At 66.5% G+C, this 19,360-nt stretch carries 17 protein-coding genes; 16 read left to right on the forward strand and 1 reads right to left on the reverse strand.

What is annotated here, in order from left to right; all coding sequences use genetic code 11:
• The first annotated feature begins 55 nt into the window (after nucleotides 1-55).
• The 12 genes from urtA to BLO63_RS17295 all read left to right on the forward strand — a co-directional run bounded on the left by urtA (nucleotide 56) and on the right by BLO63_RS17295 (nucleotide 13,432).
• Nucleotides 56-1,333, forward strand: a complete 1,278-nt coding sequence (urtA, locus tag BLO63_RS17240; RefSeq protein WP_244517941.1) for an urea ABC transporter substrate-binding protein — start codon at nucleotides 56-58, stop codon at nucleotides 1,331-1,333.
• 230 nt (nucleotides 1,334-1,563) lie between these two features.
• Nucleotides 1,564-3,186, forward strand: a complete 1,623-nt coding sequence (gene urtB / locus BLO63_RS17245) for an urea ABC transporter permease subunit UrtB (protein ID WP_425284344.1) — start codon at nucleotides 1,564-1,566, stop codon at nucleotides 3,184-3,186.
• Nucleotides 3,187-3,203: 17 nt separating this feature from the next.
• Nucleotides 3,204-4,346 carry an urea ABC transporter permease subunit UrtC gene (gene urtC, locus BLO63_RS17250; RefSeq protein ID WP_091443170.1) on the forward strand — a complete coding sequence of 381 codons (1,143 nt, stop codon included), beginning with the start codon at nucleotides 3,204-3,206 and terminating at the stop codon, nucleotides 4,344-4,346.
• 11 nt (nucleotides 4,347-4,357) lie between these two features.
• The gene (urtD, locus tag BLO63_RS17255; RefSeq protein WP_244517932.1) at nucleotides 4,358-5,182 is read left to right on the forward strand and encodes an urea ABC transporter ATP-binding protein UrtD; all 825 of its coding nucleotides are present in this window, start codon (nucleotides 4,358-4,360) and stop codon (nucleotides 5,180-5,182) included.
• A 5-nt stretch (nucleotides 5,183-5,187) separates the two neighbouring features.
• The gene (gene urtE / locus BLO63_RS17260) at nucleotides 5,188-5,883 is read left to right on the forward strand and encodes an urea ABC transporter ATP-binding subunit UrtE (protein ID WP_091443117.1); all 696 of its coding nucleotides are present in this window, start codon (nucleotides 5,188-5,190) and stop codon (nucleotides 5,881-5,883) included.
• Nucleotides 5,858-6,748, forward strand: coding sequence for an urease accessory protein UreD (locus tag BLO63_RS17265; RefSeq protein ID WP_091443120.1), 891 nt, complete (start codon nucleotides 5,858-5,860; stop codon nucleotides 6,746-6,748). Before urtE ends, BLO63_RS17265 begins: the two co-directional genes overlap by 26 nt.
• A 56-nt stretch (nucleotides 6,749-6,804) precedes the next feature.
• The gene (locus BLO63_RS17270; protein ID WP_091443122.1) at nucleotides 6,805-7,425 is read left to right on the forward strand and encodes an urease subunit gamma; all 621 of its coding nucleotides are present in this window, start codon (nucleotides 6,805-6,807) and stop codon (nucleotides 7,423-7,425) included.
• 72 nt (nucleotides 7,426-7,497) lie between these two features.
• Nucleotides 7,498-9,210, forward strand: coding sequence for an urease subunit alpha (gene ureC / locus BLO63_RS17275; protein ID WP_091443124.1), 1,713 nt, complete (start codon nucleotides 7,498-7,500; stop codon nucleotides 9,208-9,210).
• A 162-nt stretch (nucleotides 9,211-9,372) separates the two neighbouring features.
• Nucleotides 9,373-10,137 (forward strand): urease accessory protein UreE, encoded by a 765-nt coding sequence (locus BLO63_RS17280; RefSeq protein WP_091443126.1) that lies wholly within the window; start codon nucleotides 9,373-9,375, stop codon nucleotides 10,135-10,137.
• A gap of 9 nt (nucleotides 10,138-10,146) precedes the next feature.
• Entirely contained in the window at nucleotides 10,147-10,854 is a 708-nt protein-coding gene (locus tag BLO63_RS17285; protein ID WP_091443128.1) for an urease accessory protein UreF, read from the forward strand.
• A 15-nt stretch (nucleotides 10,855-10,869) separates the two neighbouring features.
• Nucleotides 10,870-11,526, forward strand: a complete 657-nt coding sequence (gene ureG, locus BLO63_RS17290) for an urease accessory protein UreG (RefSeq protein WP_091443130.1) — start codon at nucleotides 10,870-10,872, stop codon at nucleotides 11,524-11,526.
• Between the two features lie 133 nt (nucleotides 11,527-11,659).
• Nucleotides 11,660-13,432 carry an ArnT family glycosyltransferase gene (locus tag BLO63_RS17295; protein WP_091443133.1) on the forward strand — a complete coding sequence of 591 codons (1,773 nt, stop codon included), beginning with the start codon at nucleotides 11,660-11,662 and terminating at the stop codon, nucleotides 13,430-13,432.
• 57 nt (nucleotides 13,433-13,489) lie between these two features.
• On the opposite strand, the gene metC is transcribed toward BLO63_RS17295, so the two are convergent.
• Nucleotides 13,490-14,680 (reverse strand): cystathionine beta-lyase, encoded by a 1,191-nt coding sequence (gene metC, locus BLO63_RS17300; RefSeq protein ID WP_091443135.1) that lies wholly within the window; start codon nucleotides 14,678-14,680, stop codon nucleotides 13,490-13,492.
• 283 nt (nucleotides 14,681-14,963) lie between these two features.
• On the opposite strand from metC, the gene BLO63_RS17305 reads away from it, so the two are divergent.
• The 4 genes from BLO63_RS17305 to BLO63_RS17320 all read left to right on the forward strand — a co-directional run.
• Nucleotides 14,964-15,986 (forward strand): amino acid ABC transporter substrate-binding protein, encoded by a 1,023-nt coding sequence (locus tag BLO63_RS17305; protein WP_162841833.1) that lies wholly within the window; start codon nucleotides 14,964-14,966, stop codon nucleotides 15,984-15,986.
• Between the two features lie 113 nt (nucleotides 15,987-16,099).
• Nucleotides 16,100-17,290, forward strand: coding sequence for an amino acid ABC transporter permease (locus tag BLO63_RS17310; protein WP_091443142.1), 1,191 nt, complete (start codon nucleotides 16,100-16,102; stop codon nucleotides 17,288-17,290).
• A 10-nt stretch (nucleotides 17,291-17,300) separates the two neighbouring features.
• Entirely contained in the window at nucleotides 17,301-18,677 is a 1,377-nt protein-coding gene (locus BLO63_RS17315; RefSeq protein ID WP_091443144.1) for an amino acid ABC transporter permease, read from the forward strand.
• A gap of 18 nt (nucleotides 18,678-18,695) precedes the next feature.
• Nucleotides 18,696-19,360: amino acid ABC transporter ATP-binding protein (locus BLO63_RS17320; RefSeq protein ID WP_091443146.1), on the forward strand; the 665-nt coding region annotated here is incomplete at its 3' end.

The raw sequence follows: 19,360 nt of genomic DNA on the forward strand, positions 1-19,360 counted from the left end.
GTGTGTACTCCAGAAGGGAATAAAGATGCTGAACATGTTCACGCATGCCCGGCGCATGGCCGGTCGCGCGCTTGTGGGTGCGGCTGCGCTGGCGCTGGCCGGAGGCGGTGTTGCAAGCGCTCAGGAGACGATCAAGGTCGGCGTGCTGCACTCTCTGTCCGGCACCATGGCGATCAGCGAGACCACGCTGAAGGACACCGTTCTGTTCATGGTGCAGGAGCAGAACGCGGCCGGCGGCGTGCTCGGCAAGAAGCTGGAAGCCGTGGTGGTCGATCCCGCCTCGAACTGGCCGCTCTTCGCCGAAAAGGCGCGCGAACTCATCGCCAAGGAAAAGGTCGCGGTCGTGTTCGGCTGCTGGACCTCTGTGTCGCGCAAGTCCGTGCTCCCGGTGTTCAAGGAGCTCAACAGCATTCTGTTCTACCCGGTCCAGTATGAGGGCGAGGAGAGCGAGCGCAACGTGTTCTACACCGGCGCCGCCCCGAACCAGCAGGCCATTCCGGCCGTCGACTATCTGATGGAAAACGAAGGCGTGCAGCGCTGGGTGCTGGCCGGCACCGACTATGTCTATCCGCGCACGACCAACAAGATCCTTGAAGCCTATCTGAAGTCGAAGGGCGTCAAGGAAGAAGACATCATGATCAACTACACGCCGTTCGGTCATTCCGACTGGCAGACCATCGTCGCCGACATCAAGAAGTTCGGCTCGGCCGGCAAGAAGACCGCTGTCGTCTCCACCATCAATGGCGACGCCAACGTGCCGTTCTACAAGGAGCTCGGCAACCAGGGCATCAAGGCGACCGACATTCCGGTCGTGGCCTTCTCGGTGGGTGAGGAAGAGCTCGCCGGCATCGACACCAAGCCGCTGGTCGGCCACCTCGCCGCGTGGAATTACTTCCAGTCGGTCGACGTGCCGGAGAATGCCGAGTTCATCAAGAAGTGGCAGGCCTACACCAAGAACGACAAGCGCGTGACCAACGACCCGATGGAAGCCACCGTCATCGGCTTCAACATGTGGGTCAAGGCGGTCGAGAAGGCCGGCACCACCGATGCCGACGCCGTCATCGACGCGCTGATCGGCGTCACCGTGCCGAACCTCTCCGGCGGCTTCTCGGCGATGATGCCGAACCACCACATCACCAAGCCGGTGCTCATCGGCGAGATCAAGGACGACGGCCAGTTCGACATCGTCGAGCAGACCCCCGGCCTGATCGTCGCCGAGGAGTGGTCCCCCTATCTGGAAGGCTCCAAGGACCTGATCGCCGATTGGCGCAAGCCGTTTTCCTGCGGCAACTTCAACGTCAAGACCGGCAAGTGCGGCGGCGCCGGCCAGTGAGGCCGGCCCGCGGGCGGGAGCCTCGCGCTCCCGCCTGACGCGCCCTGAGACGTCCGGCCGCCCGCGCGGCGGCCGGATCCCGGCCCGAGCACCGGGCCCTCGGGCTAGTGAATTCGGCGAGGAGCTGCCACCAACAGCGCAGGCTCGACCGGAGCCCCTGCCCACCGCGTACCGCCGTCGCCGCCGGAGCCCCGCTCCGGCCACCCGCAGCGCCACATCGACGGACGATGATGACCTCAAGCGCTCGCCTATCCCGCCTGCCTCGCGTGCTCTGTGCCGCGCTCGCCCTCCTGTTCGCCGCCGCGCTCGTGCAGCGCGTCGAGGCGCAGGACATCAGCGCCGCGCTGGGCCAGCTCACCACCAACAAATATGACGATACCGAAGCCGCGCTTGGGGCGCTGGCGCTCAGCGGCAGCCCGGCCGCCGCCGGCATCGTCTCCGCCCTTGCCGATGGCAAGCTTTTTTTCGGCGGCACCCCGCCGCGCGTCTTCATTGAAGGGACGGGCGGGGCGCTGCTCGACCCGCTGACGATGCAGCCCGTCGCCGACGCGCCCGCCGTAAAGCCGGTGCGCGTAAACAACCGCATCCGCCGCGCCATCGACGCCGCCAGCGGCGCCCTGTCGCTGGTGAGCCTTGATGCCGCCAAGCGCCGGGAAGCGGCACTCGCGGTTGGCCGCTCGCGCGACGAGGCGGCGCTGCCGGCGCTGGAGATGGCGCTCGGCAAGGAGACCGACCCCAAGGTCAAGTCGGCCATGAACCTGGCGCGGGCCTCGATCCTCATCGGCAAGGAGGGCATCACCCCCGCCGAGCGGATCGCCGCCGTCGAGCTGGTCGGCGCCGAGGGCAACCAGGACGCGCTCGCCATCCTGCGCTCCGTGCCCGAAAGCGCGGCGCCCGAGGTGAAGCAGGCCGCCGCTGCGGCGATCGAGGGCATCGAGCGCAATCTCGCGCTGTGGGGCGTGGCGCAGAATGTCTGGTACGGGCTGTCGCTCGGCTCGGTGCTGCTGCTCGCCGCGATCGGCCTTGCCATCACCTTCGGCGTGATGGGCGTCATCAACATGGCGCATGGCGAAATGGTGATGCTGGGCGCCTACACCACCTATGTGGTGCAGGAGGTGATCCGAACCTCCTATCCCGGCCTGTTCGACGCCTCGCTGCTGATCGCGATCCCGCTCGCCTTCGTCTTCACCGGCCTGATCGGCGTCCTGATCGAACGCACCGTCATCCGTTTTCTTTACGGCCGGGCGCTGGAAACGCTGCTCGCCACCTGGGGCATTTCGCTGATCCTGCAGCAGGCCATCCGCACGATTTTCGGCCCCACCAACCGCGAGGTCGGCGCCCCGAGCTGGATGTCCGGCAGTTTCGAGATCGGCCATTTGTCGATCACATCCGGCCGGCTCTGGATCATCGTCTTCGCGCTGATGGTGTTCTTCGCGCTCCTCGCTACCTTGCGGCTGACCCGAATTGGCTTGGAAATGCGAGCGGTTACGCAGAACCGCCGCATGGCGGCCTCCATGGGCATCCGCACCAACTGGGTCGACGCCATGACCTTCGGCCTCGGCTCGGGCATTGCCGGCATGGCCGGGGTGGCGCTCAGCCAGATCGATAATGTGTCGCCGAACCTCGGGCAGAGCTACATTATCGACAGCTTCCTGGTCGTCGTGTTCGGCGGGGTGGGCAATCTGTGGGGCACCCTGGTCGGCGCCATGACGCTCGGCGTCGCCAACAAGCTGCTGGAGCCCTATGCCGGCGCGGTGCTCGGCAAGATCTCGTTGCTGGTCATCGTCATCCTCTTCATCCAGAAGCGCCCCAGAGGCCTCTTCGCCCTCAAGGGGAGGTCGATCGAGGCATGAGTACCTCCCCGATGAACATGACTCGTCAGCCCGCCCTGCTCGGCACCAGCGGCATCATCTTCCTTGCGGTGCTGGTGGCTGTCTCGGTGCTGGTGCCTGTGCTCAACCTCGCCGTGGCGCCGGATTCGGCCGTGCATGTGCCGACCTATGTGGTCTCGCTGCTCGGCAAATACCTCACCTATGCGCTGCTGGCGCTCTCGGTGGATCTCATCTGGGGCTATGTCGGCATTCTCTCGCTTGGCCAGGGCGCGTTCTTCGCGCTCGGCGGCTATGCGATGGGCATGTATCTCATGCGCCAGATCGGCACGCGCGGCGTCTATGGCGACCCGGTGCTGCCGGACTTCATGGTGTTCCTCAACTGGAAGGAACTGCCCTGGTTCTGGTATGGATTCGATATGTTTCCCTTCGCGGCGCTGATGGTGCTGCTGGCGCCGGGCCTTCTTGCGCTGGTGTTCGGCTGGTTCGCCTTCCGCTCGCGCGTCACGGGTGTTTACCTCTCCATCATCACCCAGGCGATGACCTTCGCTCTGCTGCTGGCCTTCTTCCGCAATGATATGGGCTTCGGCGGCAATAATGGCCTGACCGACTTCAAGGACATTCTCGGCTTCAACATTCAGGCGGACGGCACGAGGCTGGTGCTGTTCGTGCTCTCGGCCCTGGCGCTGGCGCTCGGCTATGTGCTCTGCCGCTTCCTGGTGCGTTCGCATTTCGGCAAGGTGCTGGTCGCCATCCGCGATGCCGAGACGCGGGTGCGTTTCACCGGCTACCGGGCGGAAAACTACAAGCTGGTCGCCTTCGTCGTCTCCGCCATGCTGGCGGGCATCGCCGGCGCGCTCTACGTGCCGCAGGTCGGTATCATCAACCCGTCGGAATTCTCGCCCGCCAACTCGATCGAGATCATCGTCTGGGTGGCGGTAGGCGGGCGCGGCACGCTGGTGGGGGCGGCGCTGGGGGCGGTGCTGGTGAACTACGCCAAGACCTATTTCACGTCAGGCATCCTCGCCCCGTACTGGCTGTTCATGCTCGGCGGCCTGTTCGTCGCCGTCACCCTGTTCCTGCCCAAGGGCATTGTCGGCACGTTCTATGAGTGGCGCGAGAAGCGTCGCCAGCATGACGACATTCCCGACGAACCGCTCGCCACGCCCCGGCCGGCTGAGTGAGGGAAACCGACATGACCGCTACCGCAACGCTCGCCCCCGCAACCGCCGAACTCGCCACTGCCGAGCCGGCCCCGGCTGCCAAGAAGGAACTGACCGAGGCGCTGCTCTATCTCGACGCCGTCACCGTCACCTTCGACGGGTTCCGGGCGCTCAACGCGCTGTCCTTCACCGTCGATCCCGGCGAGATGCGGGCCGTCATCGGCCCGAACGGTGCCGGCAAGACGACGATGATGGACGTCATCACCGGCAAGACCCGTCCCGACCGGGGCGACGTGTTCTTTGATGGCGGCATCACCGACCTGACCAAGCTGGATGAGACGCAGATCGCCACGCTGGGCATCGGCCGCAAGTTCCAGAAGCCGACCGTGTTCGAGAATCATACGGTGCTCGACAATCTGCGCCTTGCGCTGAAGGGCCAGCGCCGGGCGCTGCCCAATATCTTCCGGCGCGAGAGCGCGGCGGCGCGCGAGCGCATCGACGAGATCTTCGAGACCATCCGCCTAACCGAGCATCGCGACCGGCTGGGCGGGGCGCTGTCGCACGGCCAGAAGCAGTGGCTGGAGATCGGCATGCTGCTGGCGCAGGACCCCAAGCTGCTGCTGGTCGACGAGCCGGTCGCCGGCATGACCGATGCCGAAACGGCGCAGACCGCCGAGCTTCTGCGGGCGATCAACGCCAACGGCCACTCGGTCGTGGTGGTCGAGCACGACATGACCTTCGTGCGCGATCTTGGCGTGCGGGTCATGTGCCTGCATGAAGGCTCGGTGCTGGCCGAGGGCACGCTCGACCAGGTCAGCGCCAATGAGCGCGTCATCGAAGTGTATCTGGGACGCTAGGGCTCATGCTGGAAGTTCAGGACATCAACCTCTTCTACGGCGCGGCGCAGGCGCTGCGGGGCGTCTCGCTGAAGGCGGAGCCCGGCAAGGTCACATGCGTGCTCGGTCGCAACGGCGTTGGCAAGACCAGCCTGATGCGCGCCATTGTCGGGCAGGCGCCGGTGGCGAAAGGGTCCATCCGTTTCAATGGCGAGGACATCACGACCCTCGCGCCGTCCGAGCGGGCGCGCCGCGGCATCGCCTTCGTGCCGCAGGGGCGCGAGATCTTTCCGCTGCTGACCGTGGCGGAAAATCTGGAAACCGGCTTCGCACCGCTCAAGCGTGCCGAGCGTTTCATCCCCGACGACGTGTTCTCGCTGTTCCCCGTGCTCGATTCGATGATGCGCCGGCGCGGCGGCGATCTCTCCGGCGGCCAGCAGCAGCAGCTCGCCATCGGCCGGGCCCTCACCATGCGGCCCAAAGTGCTGGTGCTGGACGAGCCCACCGAGGGCATCCAGCCCTCGATCATCAAGGATATCGGCAACGCCATCCGTTACTTGCGCTCCAAGGGCGACATGGCCATCGTGCTGGTCGAGCAGTATTTCGACTTCGCCAAAGAACTCGCCGACCATTTCATCGTGATGGAACGCGGCGCGGTGGTGATGTCGGGCGACGGCGCCGCACTTGAGGATCCCGATGTTCGCAACCGCATTGCCGTCTGAGCCCGCCGCCACCATTCCGGTCGAGCGGCGCGGGCAGGGGCGGTTGCTGGTCGAGGCACGGGCGCTGGACGGGCGCACGGTGCGCGGGCGGATCGAGGAGGAGGGATTCGCCCGGGTACGCTTTCCCCGCTCCGGCCGTCGGGGACGGGCGCTCGAAGCGGTGATGATCAACACTGGCGGCGGGCTCGCGGGCGGCGATGCCGCGCAAAGCTGCCTCCATGCTGGGCGCGATGCCCAATTGGTGGTCACAACCCAGGCCGCCGAGAAGATCTACCGCTCCGACGGGGCGACCTCCCACATCGCCGTCGAACTCACCGCCGAAGCGGGCGCCAGCCTCCACTGGCTGCCGCAGGCGACCATTGTGTTCGACGGGGCGCGGGTCGAGCGCTCCATCGTCGCCGAGGTGGCACCCGATGCCCGCCTGCTGCTGGTCGAGCCGGTCATTCTCGGCCGCACGGCGCGCGGCGAGCGGCTCTCCTATGGCCGGCTGCACGATCGCTGGCGTATCCGCCGGGGCGGAAGGCTGGTCTATGCCGATGGGCTGCAGCTTGATGGTGATATCGCCGCAACGCTGGACCGCCGCGCCACGGCCGGCGGCTGGGCGGCCTTCGCCACGCTGCTCCTTGTGTCCCCCGATGCGGAAAGCCGCTTGGAGGTCGTCCGCCACGCCCTCGGGCTGGGGGAAAGCGAACAGGACGGCATGGCCCGCGAACTCCCCGATGGTCTTGATGCCGGGGCGAGTGCCTGGGACGGCATGCTCTCGGTGCGCCTGCTGGCCCGCGACGGCGCGCCGCTGGAGACCGCCATCCGGCGGGCGATCGCCGCGCTGGGTGTCGGCGAGGTGCCGCGCATCTGGCACTCCTGATGCAAGCCACCCTCTAATGAACTGACGTTAGCGTCTGAAGAGCCGGAGACCGATCGATGAACCTCAGCCCGCGGGAGAAGGACAAGCTCCTCGTCGCCATGGCGGCCATGGTGGCCCGCCGCCGCCTGGAGCGCGGCGTGAAGCTCAACTACCCCGAGGCGGTGGCGTTGATCACCGATGTGGTCGTGGAAGGCGCGCGCGACGGCAAGACGGTGGCCGAGTTGATGACGCTCGGCACCACCGTGCTGAGCGGCGACCAGGTGATGCCGGGCGTCGCCGAGATGATCGTCGAGATCCAGGTCGAAGCGACGTTTCCGGACGGCACCAAGCTTGTGACCGTGCACGAGCCGATCGCCTCCAGCCATGGTGCCGGTTCGCCGGGCGAGATGCTTCTGGAGGAGGGCGAGATCGAGCTGCTGGCCGGGCGTGAGTTCGTCTCCGTGACCGTCGCCAATACCGGCGACCGGCCGATCCAGGTGGGCAGCCACTACCATTTCTACGAGACTAATCCGGCCCTCGCTTTCGAGCGGGAGAAGGCGCGTGGCATGCGCCTTGCGATCGCGTCGGGAACGGCCGTGCGCTTCGAGCCGGGCCAGAGCCGGGAGGTGACGCTGGTCGCGCTCGCCGGCAAGCGGGAGGTCTACGGCTTCCGCCAGGACGTGATGGGCAAGCTGTGACGCCGCTCGCCTAGGACCTGCCGCCTGAAGGCTCCCGCCGCACCGCTGCCCCTTGCCGAAACGGATCGCCCCATGTCCATCAAGATTTCCCGCGCCTCCTATGCCGAGATGTTCGGCCCGACCACCGGCGACCGTGTGCGCCTCGCCGATACCAGCCTCGTCATCGAGGTGGAGAAGGACTTCACCGTCTATGGCGAGGAGGTGAAGTTCGGCGGCGGCAAGACCATCCGCGACGGCATGGGCCAGTCGCAGGTGACGCGTGCGGCGGGGGCGGTGGACACTGTCATCACCAATGCGCTGATCCTCGATCACTGGGGCATCGTCAAAGCCGATATCGGCATCCGCGATGGGCGCATCCACGGCATTGGCAAGGCCGGCAACCCGGATATCCAGCCCGGCGTCGACATCGTCATCGGCGCCTCGACCGAGGTGATCGCGGGCGAGGGCAAGATCATCACCGCCGGCGGATTCGACTGCCACATCCATTTCATCTGCCCGCAGCAGATCGAACATGCGCTGATGAGCGGCGTCACCACCATGTTGGGCGGGGGCACCGGCCCGGCGGCGGGCACCAACGCCACCACCTGCACGCCCGGCCCGTGGCACATCGAGATGATGCTGCGCGCCTTTGACAGCTTCCCGGTCAATCTTGCCTTGTCCGGCAAGGGCAACGCCTCGCTGCCGGGCCCGCTGGTCGAGCAGATCGAGGCGGGCGCCTGTTCGCTCAAGCTGCACGAGGACTGGGGCACCACCCCGGCGACGATCGACAACTGCCTCTCGGTGGCGGACGAGTACGACATCCAGGTGATGATCCACACCGACACGCTGAACGAGAGCGGCTTTGTCGAGGACACCATCGCCGCCTTCAAGGGCCGCACCATCCACGCTTTCCACACCGAAGGGGCGGGTGGTGGGCATGCGCCCGACATCATGAAGGTGGCGGGGCTGCCGAACGTGCTGCCGTCCTCCACCAACCCGACGCGGCCTTTCACGATCAACACGCTCGACGAGCATCTCGACATGCTCATGGTGTGCCACCACCTTGACCCGCTGATCGCGGAGGATCTTGCCTTCGCTGAGAGCCGAATCCGCAAGGAGACCATTGCGGCGGAGGATATCCTGCACGATCTCGGCGCCATCTCGATGATCAGTTCCGACAGCCAGGCCATGGGCCGGCTGGGCGAGGTCATCACCCGCACCTGGCAGACCGCGCACAAGATGAAGCTGCAGCGCGGCCTGCTGCCGGGCGATAGCGAGCGCAACGACAATGAACGCGCCAAGCGCTACATCGCCAAATACACGATCAACCCCGCCATCGCGCATGGCGTCTCCCGCCATATCGGCTCGGTGGAGAACGGCAAGCTGGCCGATCTCGTGGTCTGGACGCCGGCCTTCTTCGGCACCAAGCCGGACATGGTGATCAAGGGCGGCACCATCGTCGCGGCGGTCATGGGCGACCCTAACGCCTCGATCCCGACCCCGCAGCCGGTGCACTACCGGTCGATGTGGGGCGCCTATGGCAAGGCGCGCACCGCGACCTGCCTCACCTTCGTCTCGCAGGCGGCGATCGACCTCAATGTTGGTCACAAGCTGGGGCTGGAGAAGCGCACGGTGGCGGTGGAGAATGTGCGCGGCGGCATCTCCAAGGCGTCGATGATTCACAATCATGCGACGCCGCATCTGGAGATCGACCCTGAAACCTATGAGGTGCGGGCCGATGGCGAGCTGCTGACCTGCGCGCCGGCCACCGAACTGCCGATGGCGCAGCGCTACTTCCTGTTCTAAGTGTGGACGCAACTGCTTGGATCCGGCATCCCTTAGGACCGACCCATGGGTTGGCACTTCGGGATGATGCCCGATCCGGTGCCACGTCATCCTGAGGTGCGAGCGCCGCGAGCCTCGAAGGGTGCCTGAACACAGCGCCGTCACGTCTACCGGAGTTCTGTCATGATCCGTGCCCGCACCGTACTTCCCGCCGGCAGCTGGGATGCCGCCACTGCCGCCGACCGCGTCGTGCTGCCCCATGATGGGCGCTACCGCCGGCGCATCGCCATTCGTGGCGAAGGCGACGTGGCGTTTCTGCTCGATCTCGACGAGGCGACGCGGCTGAAGGATGGCGACGGCCTGTCGCTGGAAGACGGGCGCGTGGTTGCCGTGGTCGCAGCCGAGGAGCCGGTGGCGGAGATCGTCGCCCGCGACGCCCATCATCTCGCGCGGCTCGCCTGGCATCTCGGTAACCGCCATGTGCCGGCCGAATTGCTGGCCGACCGCATCCGCATCGCCCGCGACAGCGTGCTGGAGGAGATGGCGCGCGGTCTTGGCGCCAGCGTCGAGACCGTCGACGCGGCGTTCGAGCCCGAGGGCGGCGCCTATGAGGCCGCCGAGGCGCATGGCCACCACGCGCACGGCCATGCCCATGACCACCATGACCACGCGCATGGCGACGATTGCGGCTGCGGCCATGATCACCACGAGCACGACCACGCCGGTCATGACCATGCCCATCACGATCACGGCCATCACGACCATGGCCATGAGCCGCACGCCAAGGCGCGCGATGTGCTGCATGTCCAGGGCGAGACGCCGGCCCACGAGCACGGCGCCGGCTGTGGCTGTGGGCATGACCATGGCCACGATCACGCGCATGGGCACGCGCACGACGATCACGGCCATGCCGCTCATGATAGCCATGGCCACAAGCACGGCCATTAGGGGCAGCCGATGAGCGAGGCCGCTGCGGCGCCGGCCGGCGCCTCGCCCGATCTTCTGGCGCTGTTCGTCTGGCTCTCCCCGGCCTATCCTGTGGGCGCCTTCGCCTATTCGCATGGGCTCGAATGGGCGGTCGAGACCCAGGCGATCAGCGACCTCGCCTCGCTGAACGGATGGGTCGACGACCTGCTCCGTCATGGCGGCCCCTTCGCCGATGCCGTCCTGCTGGTGCATGCCTTCCAGGCGGTGCAGGCGGGGGACGATGGGCGCCTGCGCGACGTGCTGGAGCTGGCATCGGCCTTCGCCCCCTCGCGGGAGCGCCAGATGGAGACGCTGAACCAGGGCGACGCCTTCCTCGCCGCGACCCGCGCCGCCTGGCCGGCACCGGCGCTGGAACGAGCGCTGGCGCTCTGGGACGGGCGCGTCGCCTATCCCGTGGCGGTGGGCATCGCCGCCGCCGCGCACGGCCTTCCACTGCCGGCGACGCTGTCCGCCTATCTCTCGGCGGTGGCCGCGAACCTCATCTCTGCTGCCGTGCGGCTCGTCCCCCTGGGCCAGACCGATGGCAACCGGGCGCTCGCCGCCGCAACACTGACAGTGCGGGCGATCGCGCCGCTGGCGCCCGCCACGCCGCTGAACCAGCTCGGTGGCGCGGCGCTGAAATCCGATATCGCGTCGATGCGGCACGAGACGCAGTACACGCGCCTGTTCCGAAGCTGAAGGAAGGGAATTTCCATGGCGAGCGAGACAAGTGGCCCGCTCCGGGTCGGCATTGGCGGCCCGGTCGGCTCAGGCAAGACGGCGCTGATGGAGGCGCTGTGCCGGACCTTCCGCGAGCGGTACGATCTCGCCGCCATCACCAACGACATCTACACCAAGGAGGATGCCGAGATCCTCACCCGCGCCGGGGCGCTGCCCGCCGAGCGCATCATGGGCGTTGAGACCGGCGGCTGCCCGCACACGGCGATCCGCGAGGACGCCTCCGCCAATCTCGCCGCCATTGCCGAGATGCGCGGGCGGTTCCCCGCGCTCGACCTCATCCTCATCGAATCCGGCGGCGACAATCTCGCCGCCACCTTTTCGCCGGAACTGGCCGACCTCACCATCTATGTGATCGACGTCTCCGCCGGCGAGAAGATCCCGCGCAAGGGCGGCCCGGGCATTACCCGCTCGGATCTTCTGGTCATCAACAAGGTGGATCTGGCGCCGATGGTGGGCGCCTCGCTGGAGGTGATGGACCGGGATTCGCGCCGCATGCGTGGGCGCCGGCCCTTCGTCTTCGCCAATGTGCGCGCTGGCGACGGTGTCGCGGAGGTCGCGCGCTTCATCGAGGAAGCCGGCGGGCTTGCCGCCACCGCGCCCGACAGGCGCGAGGCGACCGCGCCGGCCTGAGGGGGTCGGCCGCCCGGCCGGATGGCGTCCCGGCGGCCACATCAGCCGATATCGTGTGTCTCGTGGGTCCCGCGGATGCGGCGCGGGCTTTCCGTCTGCTATGGTTTCATCGGCTTGGAAGGGATTCCACTCGATGAAGTCATTTGCTGCGGGCCGTAAGGCACGTTCCGCCCCGCTCTATTCCCCACGCGGCCCGCGCCTTCCTGATCGGATCGTCGAGCTTTTCGAGGCGTGCTGTCGCACCGACCGACGGGCCTGCCTGTTCCTTGTCGGGCTGTGCCTGGTGGCCCTGTTGCCGGGGTTCTTCTCGATCCCGCCGGTCGACCGGGATGGGGCGCGCTTCGCGCTGATCAGCCGCCACATGGCGGAAACGGGGAACTTGTCCGAGACGAGGCTCGGCTGGGAGGCCAAGCGCACACAGGCCCTTGGCCTGCACTGGCTGCAGGCTGGGGTGGTCAAGGCGGCCGAACTGGTCGGGGTGCCCGACGCACCCACCCGCATCTGGCTCTATCGCGTGCCCTCCCTTGCCGCCGCGATCGGCGCCGTGCTGCTGACGTTTTGGGCAGCGTTGGCCTTTACACATCGCCGAGCCGCCGTTCTGGCCGCCAGCCTGCTGGCGAGCAGCGTCGCCCTTGGCGTCGGCGGCCGGCTCGCCGTGCCGGAAGTGTTCCTGGTAGGGTCCGTCGCGGCGATGATGGGAGCCATGGGCCGTCTTTATCTGGCGGAGCGCCAGAGCCGGGGCGCCGGGGACTGGCGACAGTCATCGCACGAGGCTCGGCTGGCCTTCATCTTCTGGTCCGCGCTTGCCTTCAGCCTGTTCACCAAGGGGCTGGTAACGCCGCTCTATGTGGTGCTGCCGCTGGTGGCGCTGGTGGCGGTCGACCGATCGGCGCTGTTCCTGCGGCGCGCCCGCTCCTATGCCGGGCTCGCCGTGATCCTCGCCGTCGCCATCGGCTGGTTCCTGCTGCGCCGCTATGGCCCCGCCGAGACGCAGGCGGAATTCGTCGTGCGTACCCTGCTCGGGCCGGTGGCCGGCGAGTATCAGGGATTTGCCGGCCTGCCGGGTGTCTATCTGCTGCTGTTCTTCGCGCTGTTCTGGCCGGCGGCGCCGCTGGCGGCCCTGGCCTTTCCCATTGTCTGGAAGGCCCGCCGCATTGGCACGGTGCGTTTCCTGCTGGCCTGGGTGGTTCCGGTCTGGCTGCTGTTCGAGATCTTGCCGACCAAGGTGCCGGCCTATGTAGCGCCAACCCTGCCAGCGATCGCGATACTGATCGCCCTTGCGGTGGAGCGCGGCGCGCTGGCTCTTGGCAACATGCGTCTCGCCCGCGTGCTCTGGCTGTGGCCGCTGCTCGGCGCGGTGATCGCCGTCGGGGCGTTGCTGGGCATGGCGGTGTTCGACCGGACGACCAGCGTGCTGGCCTGGCCGCTGCTGCTGATCGGCTTCTTCGCGCTGGTGATCGCGGCGGCATCGGTGCGCGATTATGGCGTCGAGAAATCGGCGCTGGTCGCCATTGCCGGCATGCTGGTGTCCGGTTTCGGGGTGATGCAGCTCGTGCTGCCGAACATTGACAGCTTCTGGATGGCCCCGCGCGTGGCGGCCGCGGCGGCGCGCGAGCCGTGCGGCGCCGGCGCCGGCCCCATCGAGGTGGGCATTGCGGGCTTCAACGAGCCGAGCTTCGCGCTTCTCATGCCCAACGCGCCGCGTTTCCTGGACGGGGCGGCGGCGGCCGATTTCCTCAAGGTCGGCGGCGCCTGCCGGGTGGTCTTCGTCGAGCGGCGGCAGGAACTACGCTTTGCCCGGCGGGCGGAGGCGATCGGCCTGCGCATCCAGCGCGGGGCCGATCTGCGCGGCTTTGACTACAATGGCCTGCGCGAGGTGCGGCTGGCCCCCTACCGGCCGGGATGAGGGCAGGGCCATTGCCCCGGGGGATCATCCCATCACCCCGGGGGATGCCGCCGCCCGTCAGCGTGCCGCCGCGAGCGCCGCAAAGCCGGAGTCGAGATCGGCGATGAGATCGGCGGGGTCCTCGAGGCCGATCTGCAGCCGGATGGCCGGACCGCCCGGGTTCCACCGGGTCGCGGTGCGGTAGCTGCTGCAGTCGAAGGGTATGGCCAGGCTCTCAAAGCCCCCCCAGCTATAGCCCAGCCCGAACAGCGCAAGGCTGTCGAGAAAAGCGTCCACCGCCGGCTTGGGCGCAGGCTGGAGAATGACGCTGAACAGGCCGGAGGCGCCCTTGAAATTGCGCTTCCACAAGGCGTGCCCCGGATGTTCCGGCAGGGCGGGGTGCATCACCGTCAGCACCTCCGGTCGCCCGGACAGCCAGCGTGCCACGGTGAGCGCCGATTGCTGGTGTCGCTCCAGCCGCACCGCCATGGTGCGCAGCCCACGCGCGGCCAGGAAAGCATCTTCGGGCGCCACTGTCATGCCGAGATCGCCATGGGCGAGGTGGACCCGGCGGAAGGTTCGTGCATTGGCGGAAATGGTGCCGATGTTCAGGTCCGAATGGCCGCCGAGATATTTCGTGCCGGCCTGGATGGACACGTCGACGCCGAAATCATGCGGGCGGAAAAACAGCGGCGTTGCCCATGTATTGTCCATCAGCGTGGTGATGTCGTGCGCGGCGGCAGCGCCGACGATGGCCGGGACGTCCTGGATCTCGAAGGTCTGCGAGCCCGGCGATTCCATGAAGATCGCCCGCGTATTGGGGCGGATGAGGCCGGCGATGTCGCCGCCGATGAGCGGGTCGTAATAGGTGGTCGCGATGCCGTAGCGCGTCAGCACCTCGTCGCAGATCCGGCGTGTCGGCTGATAGGCGCTGTCGACCATGAGCAGATGGTCGCCGGCCTTCAGCACCGCGAGCAGGGCGATGCTGACGGCGGACAGGCCGGAGGGGGTGAGCACGACCCCGGCGCCGCCCTCGATCCGGGTGAGCGCGGCTTCCAGGCTCTCGACGGTCGGGTTGCCGCGCCGTCCATAGGTGTAGCGCCCGGTATGGCCTTCGAGGTCGGCGACGCTGGGGGAGAGGACGGTCGATCCCCGGACGATCGGGGTGTTCACGAAGCCGTCATGGCGAAAAGGGTCGCGTCCGGCGAGGACGAGTTCGGTCTCCACCGAAAGGTTGCCGGGAAAGGTGCTTTTTGTCTTGTTCGCCATGGTTGTAGCCTGTTCGAGCCAGTTTATCGAAGGTCGCATAGGGAACGGAGCGGTGTTGCCCCGTCAAGCGCTTGACCGGACCGGGTTGCGGCGCTCTGATGACGTTGCGTCTGCCGTGGTGGTGCCCGAGGGGGTCTTCTGGGCGCCGTCAGACGAAGGAAGCAGGCATGACACATTGCCCGATGCCATCGGCGGCATGCGAATTGCCTTTTCTGTCACTCGTGCCGCTCGCGTTTCCGCAGCGGATACGTCAGCTCCAATCCGAATGAAGAAGGCTGCCATCATGAAACGCCTCCTCTCCACGTTCGCCCTTGCGGGTGCCATGGGTCTCTGCGCGTTTGGCGCGCAGGCCGCCACGAAGCTCGAGCAGGTGAAGTCCAAGGGCTTCGTCCAGTGCGGCGTCAGCCAGGGGCTGCCCGGCTTCTCCAACCCCAACGACAAGGGTGAGTGGAGCGGCCTGGATGTGGAATTCTGCCGCGCCGTCGCCGCCGCCATCTTCGGCGATCCGAGCAAGGTGAAGTTCACGCCGCTTTCCGCCAAGGATCGCTTCACCGCCCTGCAGTCCGGCGACATCGACATCCTGTCGCGCAACACCACCTGGACCATCACCCGCGACACCTCGCTGGGCCTGAACTTCACCGGCGTCACCTATTATGACGGCCAGGGCTTCATGATCCGCAAGGACAAGAAGGTGAACTCGGCCCTGGAGCTCTCCGGCGCCTCGGTCTGCACCCAGACCGGCACCACCACCGAGCAGAACCTCGCCGACTATTTCCGCGCCAACAACATGACCTATGAGGTCATCGCCTTCGCCACCAACGACGAAGTGGTCAAGGCCTACGACGCCGGCCGCTGCGACGTGCTCACCACCGACCGTTCCGGCCTTGCCGGCGAGCGCCTGAAGCTGACCAATCCCGACGACCACATCGTCCTGCCCGAGATCATCTCCAAGGAGCCGCTCGGCCCGGTGGTCGCCCATGGCGACGACCAGTGGTTCGACATCGTCAAGTGGGTGCTGTTCGCCCAGCTGAACGCCGAAGAGCTTGGCGTCAATTCCAAGAACGTCGATGAGCAGCTCAAGTCCGCCGTCAACCCCGAGATCAAGCGCCTCCTCGGCACCGAGGGCAAGTATGGCGAGGGCATGGGCATCGGCAATGACTGGGGCTACCTGATCATCAAGAATGTCGGCAACTACGCGGAAATCTATGACCGCACCGTCGGTCCGGACACGCCGCTGAAGCTCGCGCGCGGCCTCAACGCGCTTTGGAACAAGGGCGGCATCCAGTACGCGCCGCCGATCCGCTGAGGGCTCTGAAACCGGAGGCTCCCGACCAATCGGGAGCCTCTTCTCTCTGGTAGAACCGACATCAAGTTCGGCGCCGGAGGCATTGGGGGCCTCGATCCGAGGCGAGGGGGACTATGACGGATTTGGCTGGGCCCGTCGGCGGGCATGCGAAGAGTTCATTCATCAACGACCCGAAGGTTCGCAGCATCGGCCTTCAGCTGATCGCTCTCATCGTGGTCATCTTTCTGGGCTGGAGCTTCACCGAGAACGCCCGTGACAACCTGGCGGCACAGAAGATCGCCACCGGCTTCGGATTCCTGGACAATACGGCTGGCTTCGGCATCAACCAGACGCTGATCCCCTACAGCGAGACCTCGACCTATGGCCGCGCCTTCGTCGTCGGCCTGCTCAACACGCTGCTGGTGGCGGTGGTCGGCATCTTGCTGGCCACCATCATCGGCTTCCTGGTCGGCATCGGCCGCCTGTCGAAGAATTTCGTCGTGCGGACGCTCTCAACCGTCTATGTCGAGGTGCTGCGCAACCTGCCGCCGTTGTTCCAGATCCTGTTCTGGTACCTGGCGGTGCTCAGCGCGATGCCAGGGCCGCGCAACAGCATCAGCCTGTTCGGCGAGGTGTTCATCTCCAATCGCGGCATCATCATTCCGCGCCCGCTATTCGGCGATGGGGCGGGCATCGTCGTATGGGCGATCGGTCTTGCCATTCTCATGGCCATTCTCTTTCGCCATTGGGCGGCAAGCCGCCAGGAGGAGACTGGCCGCTATCTGCCGGTGCTGTGGATCAATCTCGGCCTGATTATCGGCCTTCCGCTCCTCGCCTTGATCGCCACCGGCTTTCCGATCAGCTTTGAAGTGCCGGAACTCAAGGGCTTCAACTTCGTCGGCGGCGTGCAGGTGATTCCGGAGTTCGTCGCGCTCACCGTGGCGCTGGCGACCTATACCGCCGCCTTCATCGCCGAGAATGTGCGTTCCGGCATCCAGTCGGTCAGCCACGGCCAGACCGAGGCGGCGCATTCGCTCGGCCTGCGGCATGCGCAGACGCTGCGCCTGGTGATCATTCCGCAGGCCATGCGGGTGATCATCCCGCCGCTCACCAGCCAGTATCTCAACCTGACGAAGAACTCCTCGCTGGCGGTCGGCATCGGCTATCCCGACCTGGTTGCGGTGTTTGCCGGCACGGCGCTCAACCAGTCCGGGCAGGCGATCGAGATCATCGCCATCACCATGGGCGTCTATCTCGTGCTGTCGATCATCACCGCGACGATCATGAATGTGTACAACAAGCGCGTCGCGCTGGTTGAACGGTGAGGGCCCGGCCATGAGCATGACCTTCGACGACGGGACCTTCATCCGCAACGAGATGGCACCGGCCCTGCCGCCGCCCACGCAGCGGATCGGCGCTCTCGCCTGGATGCGGGAGAACCTGTTCTCCGGCGTCCTCAACACCCTGCTGACTGTGTTCGGCATTTTTCTGGTGGCGCTGATCGTGCCACCCTTCGTCCGCTTCATGTTCATCGACGCGGTGTGGACCGGGGAGAACCGCGAGGCTTGCCTGGGGCCCGAGGTTGGTGCCTGCTGGCCCTTCATTCAGGCCAAGTTCGGCCAGCTGATCTATGGCTTCTATCCGATCAGCGAACGCTGGCGGGTCGACATCGTCTTCGCCGCCGGCGTGCTGCTGCTGGTGCCGCTGATGGTGCTGAGCTGGCCTTTCAAGCGGATCAATGCGTTCCTGTTCTTCGTTGCCTACCCGGTCGTCGCCTTCGTGCTGCTGACCGGCGGCAACATCAACGCCTCGGCCTTCCTGCTGGAGCGCTTCGGGCTGATCCGCGGCCTGGTCGGCGATGCCGAGATCGGCGGAATCAACCTCGTGTTCTGGGTTGATTATGTGCTGACCGCGCTGCTCGTCATGGCCGCGATCGGTGGTCTGATCGCGGCGCTGGGCGGGAGCGGCCGTTCCGCCGCCCGGACGACGTTCTGGGTCTTCCTGGCGTTCGGCCTGCTCATCTTCATCTGGGACGTCGATGTCGGCCTCGACTATGTCGAGACCCGGCAATGGGGCGGGCTGCTGGTGACGCTGGTGATCGCGGTGACGGGCATCGTCGCTTCGCTGCCGCTCGGCATCCTGCTGGCGCTGGGGCGGCGCTCGCAGATGCCGGTGGTCCGGCTGCTCTCGGTGATCTTCATCGAGTTCTGGCGTGGCGTGCCGCTGATTACGGTGCTGTTCTTCGCCACCTACATGCTGCCGCTCTTCCTGCCACAGGGCACCAATCCGGACGCGCTGCTGCGGGCGCTGGTCGGCGTTGCGCTGTTCTCCGCCGCCTATATGGCGGAGGTGGTGCGCGGCGGTCTGCAGGCGATCCCGAAGGGGCAGTATGAGGGCGCGATGGCGGTGGGGCTCACCTGGAGCCAGATGATGCGCCTCATCATTCTGCCGCAGGCGCTGACCCTGGTCATTCCCGGCATCGTCAACAGCTTCATCAGCCTGTTCAAAGATACCACGCTGGTGCTGATCGTCTCGATCTTCGACTTTCTCGGCCAGCTCCGCGCCTCCTTCACCGACCCCAACTGGGCGACGCCGGTGACGCTCTACACCGGCTTCGCCTTCGCCGGGGTGGTCTATTTCCTCTTCTGCTTTGGCATGTCGCGCTATTCGCTCTTCGTGGAGCGGCGGCTGAACACCTCTCACCGGCATTGAGAAACGGAGAAACCCAACATGAGCGAACTCCATTCGACCGTTTCGCCCGTCGAACTGCACGCCGTCCATACGCCCGCGGGGCGGGAGGTCGCCGTCGATCTTGTCGGCGTGCACAAATGGTACGGCGAATTCCATGTGCTCAAGGACATCAATCTGAAGGTGCATCGCGGCGAGCGCATCGTCATTTGCGGGCCATCGGGCTCGGGCAAGTCGACGATGATCCGATGCATCAACCGGCTGGAGGAACACCAGCAGGGCACCATCGTCGTCGACGGCATTGAGCTGACCAACGACCTCAAGCGCATCGACGAGATCCGCCGCGAGGTCGGCATGTGCTTCCAGCACTTCAACCTGTTCCCGCACCTCACCATTCTGGAGAATTTGACGCTGGCGCCGATCTGGGTCCGCAAGATGCCGAAGAGGGAAGCGGACGAGCTGGCGATGCACTTCCTCACCAAGGTGAAGATCCCCGAGCAGGCGCACAAATATCCCGGCCAGCTCTCCGGCGGCCAGCAGCAGCGCGTCGCCATTGCCCGCGCCTTGTGCATGAAGCCGAAGATCATGCTGTTCGACGAGCCGACCTCGGCGCTCGACCCGGAAATGGTCAAGGAAGTGCTGGAGACCATGGTGAGCCTGGCGGAAGAGGGCATGACCATGCTGTGCGTGACCCACGAGATGGGCTT

Source organism: Ancylobacter rudongensis, from assembly GCF_900100155.1.
Lineage (GTDB): Bacteria > Pseudomonadota > Alphaproteobacteria > Rhizobiales > Xanthobacteraceae > Ancylobacter > Ancylobacter rudongensis.

Bases quoted from the DNA above. Each gene is read 5' to 3' on its own strand.
- urtA (WP_244517941.1), top strand. From the start codon at position 56: ATGGCCGGTCGCGCGCTTGTGGGTGCGGCTGCGCTGGCGCTGGCCGGA.
- urtD (WP_244517932.1), top strand. From the start codon at position 4,358: ATGACCGCTACCGCAACGCTCGCCCCCGCAACCGCCGAACTCGCCACT.
- urtB (WP_425284344.1), top strand. From the start codon at position 1,564: ATGACCTCAAGCGCTCGCCTATCCCGCCTGCCTCGCGTGCTCTGTGCC.
- BLO63_RS17285 (WP_091443128.1), top strand. From the start codon at position 10,147: ATGAGCGAGGCCGCTGCGGCGCCGGCCGGCGCCTCGCCCGATCTTCTG.
- urtE (WP_091443117.1), top strand. From the start codon at position 5,188: ATGCTGGAAGTTCAGGACATCAACCTCTTCTACGGCGCGGCGCAGGCG.
- BLO63_RS17295 (WP_091443133.1), top strand. From the start codon at position 11,660: ATGAAGTCATTTGCTGCGGGCCGTAAGGCACGTTCCGCCCCGCTCTAT.
- BLO63_RS17280 (WP_091443126.1), top strand. From the start codon at position 9,373: ATGATCCGTGCCCGCACCGTACTTCCCGCCGGCAGCTGGGATGCCGCC.
- BLO63_RS17315 (WP_091443144.1), top strand. From the start codon at position 17,301: ATGAGCATGACCTTCGACGACGGGACCTTCATCCGCAACGAGATGGCA.
- BLO63_RS17265 (WP_091443120.1), top strand. From the start codon at position 5,858: ATGTTCGCAACCGCATTGCCGTCTGAGCCCGCCGCCACCATTCCGGTC.
- BLO63_RS17310 (WP_091443142.1), top strand. From the start codon at position 16,100: ATGACGGATTTGGCTGGGCCCGTCGGCGGGCATGCGAAGAGTTCATTC.
- ureG (WP_091443130.1), top strand. From the start codon at position 10,870: ATGGCGAGCGAGACAAGTGGCCCGCTCCGGGTCGGCATTGGCGGCCCG.
- metC (WP_091443135.1), bottom strand. From the start codon at position 14,680: ATGGCGAACAAGACAAAAAGCACCTTTCCCGGCAACCTTTCGGTGGAG.
- BLO63_RS17305 (WP_162841833.1), top strand. From the start codon at position 14,964: ATGAAACGCCTCCTCTCCACGTTCGCCCTTGCGGGTGCCATGGGTCTC.
- BLO63_RS17270 (WP_091443122.1), top strand. From the start codon at position 6,805: ATGAACCTCAGCCCGCGGGAGAAGGACAAGCTCCTCGTCGCCATGGCG.
- ureC (WP_091443124.1), top strand. From the start codon at position 7,498: ATGTCCATCAAGATTTCCCGCGCCTCCTATGCCGAGATGTTCGGCCCG.
- urtC (WP_091443170.1), top strand. From the start codon at position 3,204: ATGACTCGTCAGCCCGCCCTGCTCGGCACCAGCGGCATCATCTTCCTT.